Raw genomic sequence first — 11,630 nt, 5'->3', positions numbered from 1 at the left:
GGCCGGAGTCACGACGAGGTGATGTCCGCTGATGCTCAGGTTCATGTAAAGCCCTCCTTGATGCGATGTACCGGGAATGCTCCCGGGCCGGCGCCGGTGTCCGCGGGCACCGGCGCATCGTGGCACGCGCGTGCCACTTTGCTTGCGTCGCGGCCGGATGTCCGGCGGATTGCCACGCAATCGAAGTGGCGGGCACATGCAATTCAGCGGTTAACCTGAAAGTGCGCCTGAGTTCGAGGCTTTCAAGTACGGTCTAACCCTAGTCTCCGTGATGAATAGTCAGCACCGCGTTTTGCGAGAGCCGCTTCAGATGCTTTTGCGCAAAGAAACGGGGGGAATCTTGAGGGCTTCGCGGTATTTGGCCACCGTGCGCCGCGCAACGACGATTCCCTGTTCTCCGAGCATCTGAGCAAGTTGACTGTCGGATAGTGGCTGTTTTGGGTCCTCCGCTCCGATGAGTTGCTTGATCAGCGCGCGAATCGCCGTGGACGACGCCGCGCCGCCGGTTTCCGTGGCAACGTGGCTGCCGAAGAAGTACTTGAGCTCGAACGTTCCCAGCGGCGTGAGCATGTATTTCTGCGTGGTCACGCGCGAGATCGTCGACTCATGCAACCCTAGTGTATCTGCTATTTCGCGCAATACAAGGGGGCGCATGGCCACCTCGCCATGGTTGAGGAAACCTTGTTGGCGGTCGATGATGGCTTGGGCGACGCGCAAGATGGTGTCGAAGCGCTGCTGGACGTTGCGGATCAGCCAGCGCGCCTCTTGCAGTTGCGACGACAGCCCGGGATGTGCGGAACTGCGTTCGGACTTGAGGATCTGCGCGTACATCTGATTGATGCGCAGTTTAGGCACGGCTTCGCTGTTGAGCGTGGCGCGCCACTGATTGCCGATCTTGCGCACGATGACGTCGGGAACGACGTAGTCTGCGGCAGGCGTGGAGTAGCGCGCGCCCGGCCTCGGATCGAGCTTGCGGATCAGGCTTTGCGCGGCCCGCAGCTGGTCGTCGGTGCATCCGAGCGCCTTGCGCAGCTTGGCATAGTCTCGCGCACCGAGCAGGGACAAATGTTCGGCGGCGATGCTGCGTGCCAATGCCAGCACGTCGGGGTCGCGCGCCTCGGGCAGGCAATTGAGGTCTGGGTCGCGCAATTGCAGCGACAGGCATTCGGCGATATTGCGCGCACCGACGCCTGCGGGCTCGAACGATTGCAGCAGCCGCAGCGCCGAGCGCAATTCGTCCATGTCGATTTCCAGCTCGGGCGGGAACAGGCTGGCCAGCTCCTCCAGCGGCGTTTCGAGATAACCGTTGTCGTCCAACTCGTCGATCAATGCCGTTACCAGCGCGGCGTCGCGTCGCGTCGCCTGCGTCAGGGCCAATTGCCCGAGCAAGAATTCGCGCAGCGAGGCGGAGGGAGCGGCCAGCTGGGGCGCGGTGTCGTCGTCATGTTCTCCTCCCGCGCGCGGCATCTCGTGCAGGGAGGGGGCGTCGTGCAGTTCGTGCGCATCATCCGACGAGACGGCGCCATCGTCGCCGCCGTTTTCTCTTTCGGCGTCGGCGGCCGACGTGCTGGGCGCGATGGCATGCATGCTGCCGTCCGCGTCGACGCGCAATGCGCCGGCGACGGGTTCGTCTTCCCGTTCGAGCAGCGGGTTCTCCTGCAAGATCTGCTCGATCTCATGTTCGAGTTCGAGCGTCGACAGCTGCAGCAGCTTGATCGACTGTTGCAGCGCCGGCGTCAGCGCCAGGTGTTGGGAAGTGCGGAGTTGAAGACCGGTCTTGAGCATGGGCACCGCTACATGCGGAAATGTTCTCCCAGATAGACCCGGCGCACGGCCGGGTCGCCAACGATTTCTTCAGGATGTCCGCTGGCGAGCACCGTGCCGTCGCTGATGATGTAGGCCCGATCGCAGATGCCCAGCGTCTCGCGCACATTGTGGTCGGTAATGAGCACGCCTATGCCGCGGCTCTTGAGGAAACGCACGATGCGCTGGATTTCGATGACGGCAATGGGGTCCACGCCGGCGAATGGTTCGTCCAGCAGAATGAACCGGGGGTTGGTGGCGAGCGCGCGGGCGATTTCCACGCGCCGCCGCTCTCCGCCCGACAGCGATATCGCCGCGTTGCTGCGGATGTGTCCGATCTGCAATTCGTCGAGCAGGGATTCCAGGTGCTCGTCCACCTGGCGCGCAGTCAGCACTGAGCCGTCGGGGTTGTGCTGCAGCTCGAGCACGGCGCGGATGTTTTGCTCGACGTTGAGCCGGCGGAACACGGACGCGTCCTGGGGGAGGTAGGACAACCCCAGCCGTGCGCGCTTGTGGATGGGCAGGCTGGTGGCGGGCACACCGTCGATGTCGATGCTGCCCGCGTCAGCCGGTACGAGCCCGACGATCATGTAGAAGCACGTGGTCTTGCCGGCGCCGTTGGGGCCCAGCAATCCCACGACTTCGCCGCCGTCCACGTGCAGCGATACGTTCTTGACGACGGTGCGGTTTTGATAGGACTTGCGCAGCCCTTCGGCGCGCAGCCGTCCCTGGCTGCTTTCGGACTCCTCGGGGCGCCGGGTCGGGGCCGCGTTTCCGGTTTCGGTGCGTTGCGCCATGTTCAACGGGACCCCTTGGCCGGCGTTGCGGGGCAACCCGCGGCCGGCGTGCCGTCGGCTGCCTGGCCACGCGGCTGGATGACGGTGCGCACGCGGCGGTTGGGCGTGGGCGCCTGGGGGCCACCGGTCGCGGTGTAGGTTTCGGTGCGCTGGTTGTAAGTGATGCGCTGGCCGCGCACCTCGTCGACCATCTGCTCGCATTCGAGGCGCCTTGCCACGGCCTTGGAGATGAAGTGGATCAGTTCGTTGCGGCCGTCGTATTCGACGCGTTCGCCTTCGCCTTCGATGTATTCGTCCTTGCCTTCGCGCCGTTGGCGGACATAGACCAGCTTGCCGGGATTGGCCGTGGCCACGCCGTATTGGTAGCCCTCGGGGTCTTCGCGCAATTCCAGCCGGTCGGCACGCAGGATCAGCGATCCCTTTGTCAGCACGACGTTGCCGGTGAAGATGGAGGTCTGTTTCAAGTCGTCATAGCGCAGCGAGTCGGCGTCGACCGTCGTCGGCTGTGAACTGTCTGCGCGCGCCGCGACTGCCTGCCCGGCCCAGGCAACGGCCAGCGCGATCGCGGCATGAAAGACGATCCGGGAGAGTCGATAGTTTGGCACGGTAGGCTTATCCCTTGGATGGCGGCCGCCTGGTCGGGGCGGGCGGCCGCGCGCTGTTGGGCTGTATCTGTACCCGCGTCTGGTTGTCCACCTTCAGTTCGCGCGAGACGTTGTCGTAGCGCATGCCCCGGCCCTGTATGCGTGTGGTCCCGTTCACGATCGTGGCGGGTAGGTCCGTGAAGGCAACGTCGTCGTCGGGCAAAAGCGTGATCTCTTCGCTGCGTATGTCGAGTTCCGAGCGTCCGTGCCCGGGCAGCCGGCGCAGGTGTACGTCGCCGCGCATGACCACGCGCGCGCCGTCTTGGTCCATGCGTGCGTGGTGCGAGGTTGCGGTCATCGTGGGCCGCTCGGGCCGCTGGCTGACGGCGCGGAATTGCGTGACTTCGGAAGAGTCGTCGTCCGGATAGTGCACCAGGCGGTCGCCTTCCATCCGCGTCGTCGGCATGCCGTTTTCGTCGCTGCGCACCATGACGAATTCCTCGACGTAGGAATCGATTTCGTGCGTCAGGCGTCGCGGCGGGTCCTCCGCCACGGCGCGGCGCGCATAGTCGGCCGCCCACCAGGTGCCTGCCACCAGGGCGGCCAGCAATGCGATGGAGACGCCCGAGGCGATGCGGTCTTTCATTGCGGCGATCCCGAGGCCATCAGCGTGGTGCGCGCGCGGCTCGTGATGTATCCGCCCAGGCGGCCCTGGGCGGCGAGGATCAAGTCACAGCACTCGCGGGCCGCGCCGCCACCGGCGGGGCGGGAGGCGACCCAGTGCGCCGCCTGCGTGATGTAGACCGGCGCTTCGGACACGCTGGCGGCAAACCCGACGCGGTGCATGGCCGCCAGGTCGATGATGTCGTCGCCCATGAAGCCGATTTCATCCAACTCGAGGTTGTGGCGCTGGGCGAGGGCGGTCACGGCGGCGTTCTTGTCCCGGATGCCCTGCTGCACCTCCGAAATGCCGAGTTCGGCCGCGCGCCGGGCCACCGTGGGAGACTCGCGGCCCGTCATGAACGCGACTTCCACGCCGCTTTCGTGCAGCATGCGCAGCCCGAATCCGTCCAGTGCGTGAAAGCGCTTGACGGTTTCTCCGTGCTCGCCGTAATAGAGCCGGCCGTCGGTCAGCACGCCGTCGACGTCGAAAATCATCATGCGCAGGCGCGCAGCGCGCTCGCGCACGTCCTGTGGCACGCGTGCCAGGATGAGGGCTTCTGCCGGGTGGGGAGTGAGGGGAATCGCCATGGGAACGTCAGAGCACCTTTGCAGCCATCAGGTCGTGAGTGTGGAGGGCGCCGACCAGCTTGCCGGACGCGTCGAGCACCAGCAACTGGTTCTTGCGGTTTTCATCCATCAGCGCAGCCGCCTCGGTGGCCAGCGCATCCGGACCGATGTATAGGGGGTTGCGGGTCATGCCGGCGACCACCGTCAAGTGGCGGATGTCGCCTTCTCGTTCTATCAGGCGACGCAAATCGCCGTCGGTAAAAATGCCCACCAGCCGTTCGCCGTCGAGGACCGCGGTCATGCCCATGCTCTTGCGGGTGATCTCTTCCAGGGCATCGGTGACGGATGCGGTGACTTGAACGGTCGGCACGTCGCGCCCGGTGCGCATGACGTCCCGCACGTGGGTCAGCAGGCGCCGCCCGAGCGCGCCGCCCGGGTGCGAGCGGGCGAAATCCTCCGGCCCGAAGCCGCGCGCCTCGAGGCAGGCGACCGCCAGGGCGTCGCCCAGCGCCAGCGCCGTGGTGGTGCTGGCCGTGGGGGCAAGGTTCATGGGGCAGGCCTCCTGCGGGACGCTGGCATCCAGGTGCAGGTCGGCCAGTTGCGCGAGCTCGGAGTCGGGATTGCCGGTGATGGCGATCAGGCTCGAGCCCAGCCGCTTGACCACCGGGACGATGGTGAGCAGCTCGGCGGTCGTCCCGGAATACGAAATGGCGATGAGCACGTCATTGGCCGTGATCATGCCGAGGTCCCCATGGACTGCTTCGGCCGCGTGCACGAAAAAGGCGGGGGTGCCGGTGGAGGCCAGGGTCGCGGCGACCTTGCGCGCGATGTGGCCGGATTTGCCGATGCCGCTCACGACTACGCGCCCGCGGCAGCCGAGGATCATGTCCACCGCCCGCTCGAAAGTGCGGTCCAGGCGCTGCGACAGCGCTTGGAGCGCCTCGATCTCCACTGCCAGGGTGCTGCGGGCCGAGCCGATGACGTCGACCGAGCCGGGAGCGCCGGGAACGTACGGGTTGGACGTGCCGTTGTCTGAGGTGTTCATGATTGAGTCCGGGCCGCCGCCCCGGGGGGCGGCGAAAAAAGCGCCTCACGCCGGCCAAGGGACGGCGACGGCCGTTCAATTGCGACGATCTACCAGTATAGTAGCAAGGGCACGATCCTTGCTTTTGCCGTCTTTGGGGTACAGTTGCGTGTTGCGCGCCGGGTTGCCGAACCCTGGTCCTGATCCGATTCTTCGCCGAGTCCGCCATGTTCCTGGATCCGAATTACATCCGCGACCGCATCCGCACGGTGCCCGATTGGCCCAAGCCTGGCGTGCTGTTTCGCGACATCACCCCCCTGCTGCAGGATCCGCGCAGCTTCCGGGTGCTGATCGACCTGTTCGTGTACCGTTACATGAACCAGCGGCTGGACCTGGTGGCAGGCATCGACGCACGCGGGTTCATCGTCGGCAGTGTCATCGCGCACGAACTGAACCTGGGATTCGTTCCCATCCGCAAGAAAGGCAAGCTGCCGTTCGACACCATCGCCGAGCAGTATTCCCTGGAATACGGCAGTGACTCGGTGGAAATGCACGCCGATGCGGTGCGGCCCGGCCAGCGCGTGCTGCTGGTCGACGACCTGGTCGCCACCGGGGGAACCATGCTCGCCGGCATGAAGCTGCTGCAGCGGCTGGGCGCCAATGTGGTCGAAGCGGCAGCAGTCATCGACCTGCCCAAGTTGGGCGGGTCGCAGGCCATACGGGGCTCGGGCCTGAACCTTTACACCGTTTGCGAATTCGAGGAGTGAGGCGGGGCGGTTCCTTCAGCCGCGCCGGAACGCCTCACCCGGTCTTGCGCCGGCGGACGGCGCGCGCGGGCGGCGAGGATTCGGCCGCTGCGCCCGGGGCGAGGTATTTCTTCAGGTAGCGGCCCGTGTGGCTGCCTGCCGCTGCGGCGATGTCTTCCGGCGTTCCTTCGGCCACGATGCGCCCCCCGCCATCGCCGCCTTCCGGGCCCATGTCGATGATCCAGTCCGCCGTCTTGATCACGTCCAGGTTGTGTTCGATCACGACCACGGTGTTGCCGGCGTCCACCAGGTGTCCCAGCACGCGCAGCAGCAGGGAAATATCGTGGAAATGCAGGCCCGTCGTCGGTTCGTCCAGGATGTAGAGGGTGCGGCCAGTGCCCCGCTTGGATAGCTCTTGCGATAGCTTCACGCGCTGCGCCTCGCCTCCCGACAGCGTGGTGGCGCTTTGCCCCAGGCGGATATAGCCCAGCCCGACGTCGATCAAGGTCTGCAACCTGCGCGCGATGGCGGGCACCGCGTCGAAATACTCCAGCGCCTGCTCGACCGTGAGGTCCAGCACCTCGCTGATGTTGCGGCCGCGGTAGCGGATTTCCAGCGTTTCCCGGTTGTAGCGGCTGCCGTGGCAGACGTCGCATGGCACGTAGATGTCGGGCAGGAAATGCATTTCCACCTTCACGACGCCGTCGCCTTGGCAGGCCTCGCAGCGGCCGCCTTTCACGTTGAAGCTGAAGCGGCCGGGGTCATAGCCGCGCGCCCGCGCTTCGGGTACCCCGGCGAAGAGCTCCCGTATCGGCGTGAACAGGCCGGTGTAGGTGGCCGGATTGCTGCGCGGGGTGCGGCCAATGGGGCTCTGGTCCACGCTGATGATTTTGTCGAAGTGTTCCAGCCCGTCGATGGATTCGTACGGCGCCGGTTCCGTCTGGCTGTTGTAGAGGTGCCGGGAAACCGCATTGACCAGGGTGTCGTTGACCAGTGTGGATTTTCCCGACCCCGACACGCCGGTCACGCATACCAGGCGGCCGGCGGGGATGCGCAGGTCCACGCCCTTGAGGTTGTTGCCGGTGCAGCCTTTCAGTTCCAGCCAGGGCAGGTCTGCGCCGCGCACGGGCCGGCGGGGCGGAATGGGGATGGATTTTTTGCCGCTCAGGTACTGGCCCGTGAGCGAGTTCGGATCGGCCACGATGTCGGCCGGCGTTCCCTGCGAAACGACCTGGCCACCGTGTTCGCCTGCGCCCGGCCCCATGTCCACGACCCAGTCGGCTTCGCGGATCATGTCTTCGTCGTGCTCGACCACGATCACGCTGTTGCCCAGGTTGCGCAGGTGGCGCAGGGTTTCGATCAGCCTGTCGTTATCGCGCTGGTGCAGCCCGATGGACGGCTCGTCCAGCACGTACATCACGCCGGTCAGCCCCGAGCCGATCTGGCTCGCCAGGCGTATGCGCTGGGCCTCGCCGCCAGAGATGGTGTCGGCGCTGCGGTCCAGCGACAAATAGCCCAGGCCCACGTTATTCAGGAAAGTCAGGCGCGCCAGGATCTCCCGCACGATGCGGTCCGCGATCTCGCGCTTGGAGCCGGTGAGCGTGAGGTGCTCGAACCACCGCTGACATTCGGCCAAGGGCAAGGCTTCCAGTTCGAAAATGGCCCGGCCGTAGTCCCCCTCGCCGACCCGGACGTGGCGTGCCTCCGCGCGCAGGCGCGAGCCGCCGCAGTCGGGGCAGGTCTTGATGTTCCGGTACTTGCCGAGCTCCTCGCGAACGGTCGGGGAGTCCGTTTCCCGCCAGCGCCGCTCGAGGTTGGGGATGACCCCTTCGAACGGGTGCGTGCGCACGGTGGTGCGACCTTTTTCGTTGACGTAGGTGAAGGCGATTTCCTCGTCGCCCGAACCGAACAGTACCCGCTGCTGGATGGTTTCCGGCAGTTCTTCGAAGGGCGTCTCGACGTCGAATTCGTAAAAGGCCGCCAGGCTGGTCAGCAGCTGGTGGTAGAAGGGGTTGCGGCGGTCCCAGCCGCGTATCGCCCCTCCGGCCAGGCTCAGTTCGGGGAAAGCCACGACCCGTTTCGGGTCGAAGAAGCCGACGTGGCCGATGCCGTCGCAGCTGGGGCAAGCGCCGATGGGGTTGTTGAAGCTGAACAGGCGCGGTTCGAGCTCGGGCAGGCTGTGGCCGCAAACCGGGCAGGCGTAGCGGCTGGAGAAGAGGTGTTCGCGCCCCGGTCCGTCGGCGTCCATCTCCAGCACGATGGCCCGGCCCTCTGCCAGCGCGATCGCCGTCTCGAAGCTCTCGGCGAGGCGCTGCTGGGCGTCGGGCCGCACGCGCAGCCGGTCGATCACCACGTCGATATTGTGCTTTTCGTTCTTCTTGAGCGGGGGAGCGCGGTCGATGTCCAGCATCTCGCCATCCACCCGCACCCGCACGAAGCCCTGCGCCTGGAGGTTGGCCAGCTCATCCTCGAAGCTGCCCTTGCGGTCGCGCACGAGCGGGGCCAGGATGGCCAAGCGGGTCTCGGCGGGCAGGGCAAGCGTGATATCGACCATCTGGCTGATGCTCTGCGCCTGCAAGGGCAGGTTGTGTTCCGGGCAATAGGGCGTGCCGACGCGTGCGAACAGCAGTCGCAGGTAGTCGTGGATTTCCGTGACCGTGCCCACGGTCGAGCGGGGGTTGTGGCTGGCCGCTTTTTGCTCGATGGAGATCGCGGGCGACAGCCCTTCGATCAAATCCACCTCAGGTTTGTCCATCAGCTGCAGGAACTGCCTGGCGTAGGCCGAGAGGCTCTCGACGTAGCGGCGCTGCCCTTCGGCATAGAGGGTGTCGAAAGCCAGGGACGACTTGCCGGAGCCCGATAACCCCGTGATCACCACGAGCTGGTGGCGAGGCAGTTCCAGCGATACGTTTTTCAGATTGTGGGTGCGTGCGCCCCTGATGCGAATGACATCCATCAAACCTTTCCCGAGCCGGTCCGGCAGAAAGCCAACTTGGTAATATAACCCCCCCGTGCGTGCTTACGCGCTCCCCCTCAAGGGGCAGTGTCAGTGGAATGCCCCTCGCGCGGCCAGGCCGCTTCCCCAGGATTGGCGCGGCCGCGATCCAACGGGGGAAGGGAGAGGCAGGGGGTGCGGCGCCGGTGCTATCGCTGGCGGCCGGCGACAGCGATGGGTGACATGACGAAGAAACTCGTATTGGATCAAGTGCGGAGCGGGTTTGGCTCGGCGCAGCCTTCGGCTGCTGCGCCTGCCGCCGCGTGCGGGGCGGGCCGATGACCGCTTTCCGGATGACTCCCTTCGAACGCCGTGCCGGGCTTTCGTTGGCGGCGCTCTTCATGTGCCGCATGCTCGGGCTCTTTCTGCTCCTGCCCGTGTTCGCCGTGGCCGCGAAAGAGCTGCCGGGCGGCAACGACGCCGCCCGGGTCGGGCTGGCGCTCGGCATGTATGGCTTGACGCAGGCGTTCATGCAGATTCCGTTCGGCCTGGCATCCGACAAATGGGGGCGCCGTCCTGTGGTCGTGTTCGGCCTGGTGCTCTTCGTCGTCGGCAGCATCATCTGCGCCGTGGGGAACGATCTGTTCTGGATTACCCTCGGGCGGGCTATCCAAGGCTCGGGCGCGATATCTGCCGCCGTGACGGCGTGGCTGGCGGACGCAACGCGCGACGAGGTGCGGACCAAGGCCATGGCGATGATAGGCGCTTCCATCGGCCTGACCTTCGCGGTTTCTTTGGTGGCGGCGCCGGTACTGGTGGGGTGGGGCGGCCTGACCGGCCTGTTCTGGACCATTGCAGCGCTGGGTGTGGCGGCGCTCGGGATCGCGGCCTGGGTGGTGCCGGAGGCGCCGCGCACCGTCGGCTCCGCCCCCGCTTCGCTATCCGGCGTGGTGGCCCACCCGGATTTGCTGCGCCTGAACCTGGGCGTCTTTACGCTGCACCTGATCCAGGTCGCTTTGTTCGTCGTGGTGCCCGCGGCGCTGGCCCAAACCGGTGGCCTTGCGGCGGGCGCCCTATGGAAGGTCTATCTTCCGGTCGTGCTGGCGTCGTTTGTCGTCATGGTGCCCGTGATCGGCGTGACCGAGCGCTTTGCCACGCATCGCAAGACCATGCTGGCGGCGATCGCCGGGCTCGTGCTGGTATGCGTGTTCTTTGCCTGGGCGCAGCGCCATTTCGCCTGGCTGGTCGCGGCGCTCATCGCTTTCTTCTCCGTCTTCAATATCCTGGAGGCCATGCAGCCTTCGCTCGTATCGCGGGTTGCCCCGCCTGCGCTCAAGGGCCTGGCGCTCGGTTTCTATAATACGAGCCAGGCCATCGGATTGTTCTTGGGCGGAGCATTGGGCGGAGCGCTGGCATCCCGCCTAGGGCCGGATTCCGTGTTCCAGGCAGCGGCCGTCCTGGCGGCGATGTGGCTGCTGGCGGCCTGGGGGATGAAACCTTTGCCGGCACGCGTCTCGGGGCGACCGGACCGGGCTTCCCGCTCGGCGACTTGAGCCTTTTGTCCCATCTACGCGCGAGCCCGTATTGCGGGAGCCGCATTTTCAACCAATGATGTTTTTTCTTTCATGCCCCGTAGCTGCGCCAGGCCGGGGTGGCTACAATCCCCCCGCCTCGCTGCGGGCCGGCGAAACCAGTCAATAGGAGTGTGGTAATGGCATCCGTCAACAAAGTCATCCTGGTCGGCAACCTGGGGCGCGATCCTGAAGTTCGCTATACGCCCGACGGCGCCGCGATCTGCAACGTGTCCATCGCCACCACGTCCCAATGGAAGGACAAGAACACCGGCGAGCGGCGCGAAGAAACCGAATGGCACCGCGTCGTCTTCTATAACCGCCTGGCCGAAATCGCGGGCGAATACCTGAAGAAAGGCCGCTCCGTTTACGTGGAAGGCCGCCTGAAGACCCGCAAATGGCAGGATAAGGACGGTGTGGACAAATACACCACCGAAATCATTGCAGACCAAATGCAGATGCTCGGTGGCCGGGAAGGCGGCGGCGATTCGTACGGCGATTCCGCGCCGGCTCCTCGCCAGAGTGCTCGTCCCGCGGGCGGCGCGCCGCAGCGTCCCGCCTCGTCCGGCAGTGCCGCGCCCAATTTCGCGGACATGGACGACGACATCCCGTTCTGACGCGTCAAGCGCCGCGCGGCCGGCTACGGTCGTGCGGAACCCTTTTTTCCCCTTCGAGCGCGAGGCGGGCCGCAGGGTAGCCGCGCTGCGATGCGTGTTGCCAGGAGTTCCTTCGCATGAAAGCCGTCGGCTATGAACGTCCGCTGCCCATCAATCATCCCGAGGCGCTGCTCGACATCTCCTTGCCTGAACCCGTTCCCGCCGGCCATGACATCTTGGTCGAGTTGACATCCTCCCCGGTCTGAAGGCCGGAGATTCCTACGGCGCTCAGGAGCGGCATTGAGCCGCCCCTGAGTCGCTTCGGTGGGTTCCTGCTGCTGGCG

The 11,630-nt window shown here is 65.8% G+C and carries 11 protein-coding genes; 4 read left to right on the top strand and 7 right to left on the bottom strand.

Annotated elements, in window-relative coordinates; all coding sequences use genetic code 11:
- Positions 1-306 precede the first annotated feature (306 nt).
- Genes IRZ12_RS10840 through IRZ12_RS10815 form a run of 6 tightly spaced genes read right to left on the bottom strand, consistent with a single transcriptional unit; the run spans position 307 to position 5,459 of the window.
- A complete protein-coding gene (locus tag IRZ12_RS10840; protein WP_296468253.1) occupies positions 307-1,785 on the bottom strand; it encodes an RNA polymerase factor sigma-54 in 1,479 nt (492 codons plus the stop codon).
- Between the two features lie 8 nt (positions 1,786-1,793).
- Positions 1,794-2,600: an LPS export ABC transporter ATP-binding protein gene (gene lptB, locus IRZ12_RS10835; RefSeq protein ID WP_296468250.1), complete on the bottom strand. Its 807-nt coding sequence runs from the start codon at positions 2,598-2,600 to the stop codon at positions 1,794-1,796.
- Positions 2,601-2,602: 2 nt separating this feature from the next.
- Positions 2,603-3,205 (bottom strand): lipopolysaccharide transport periplasmic protein LptA, encoded by a 603-nt coding sequence (gene lptA / locus IRZ12_RS10830; protein ID WP_296468248.1) that lies wholly within the window; start codon positions 3,203-3,205, stop codon positions 2,603-2,605.
- Between the two features lie 7 nt (positions 3,206-3,212).
- A complete protein-coding gene (lptC, locus tag IRZ12_RS10825; protein WP_296468246.1) occupies positions 3,213-3,830 on the bottom strand; it encodes an LPS export ABC transporter periplasmic protein LptC in 618 nt (205 codons plus the stop codon).
- Complete coding sequence (locus tag IRZ12_RS10820) at positions 3,827-4,435, bottom strand: HAD family hydrolase (protein ID WP_296468243.1); 609 nt, start codon at positions 4,433-4,435, stop codon at positions 3,827-3,829. Before IRZ12_RS10820 ends, lptC begins: the two co-directional genes overlap by 4 nt.
- A gap of 7 nt (positions 4,436-4,442) precedes the next feature.
- Positions 4,443-5,459 (bottom strand): KpsF/GutQ family sugar-phosphate isomerase, encoded by a 1,017-nt coding sequence (locus IRZ12_RS10815; protein WP_296468241.1) that lies wholly within the window; start codon positions 5,457-5,459, stop codon positions 4,443-4,445.
- 206 nt (positions 5,460-5,665) lie between these two features.
- Here IRZ12_RS10815 and IRZ12_RS10810 point away from each other — a divergent pair, with 206 nt between their 5' ends.
- Positions 5,666-6,205 (top strand): adenine phosphoribosyltransferase, encoded by a 540-nt coding sequence (locus tag IRZ12_RS10810; RefSeq protein ID WP_296468239.1) that lies wholly within the window; start codon positions 5,666-5,668, stop codon positions 6,203-6,205.
- 34 nt (positions 6,206-6,239) lie between these two features.
- Here the strand turns inward: IRZ12_RS10810 and uvrA are convergent, their stop codons facing one another.
- A complete protein-coding gene (uvrA, locus tag IRZ12_RS10805; RefSeq protein ID WP_296468237.1) occupies positions 6,240-9,140 on the bottom strand; it encodes an excinuclease ABC subunit UvrA in 2,901 nt (966 codons plus the stop codon).
- Positions 9,141-9,457: 317 nt separating this feature from the next.
- Between uvrA and IRZ12_RS10800 the strand changes: the two genes are divergently transcribed.
- The 3 genes from IRZ12_RS10800 (at position 9,458) to IRZ12_RS10790 (ending at position 11,552) form a co-directional block, all read left to right on the top strand.
- Positions 9,458-10,672: an MFS transporter gene (locus tag IRZ12_RS10800; protein ID WP_296468235.1), complete on the top strand. Its 1,215-nt coding sequence runs from the start codon at positions 9,458-9,460 to the stop codon at positions 10,670-10,672.
- Positions 10,673-10,830: 158 nt separating this feature from the next.
- The gene (gene ssb, locus IRZ12_RS10795; protein WP_296468233.1) at positions 10,831-11,307 is read left to right on the top strand and encodes a single-stranded DNA-binding protein; all 477 of its coding nucleotides are present in this window, start codon (positions 10,831-10,833) and stop codon (positions 11,305-11,307) included.
- A 116-nt stretch (positions 11,308-11,423) separates the two neighbouring features.
- Positions 11,424-11,552: a hypothetical protein gene (locus tag IRZ12_RS10790; protein WP_296468231.1), complete on the top strand. Its 129-nt coding sequence runs from the start codon at positions 11,424-11,426 to the stop codon at positions 11,550-11,552.
- The last annotated feature ends 78 nt before the right edge of the window (positions 11,553-11,630 follow it).

The organism is Pigmentiphaga sp., assembly GCF_019689535.1.
GTDB lineage: Bacteria > Pseudomonadota > Gammaproteobacteria > Burkholderiales > Burkholderiaceae_B > Pigmentiphaga.
Note: the sequence above shows the minus strand (reverse complement) of the source record. Positions and strands in the feature narration are given on the sequence as shown.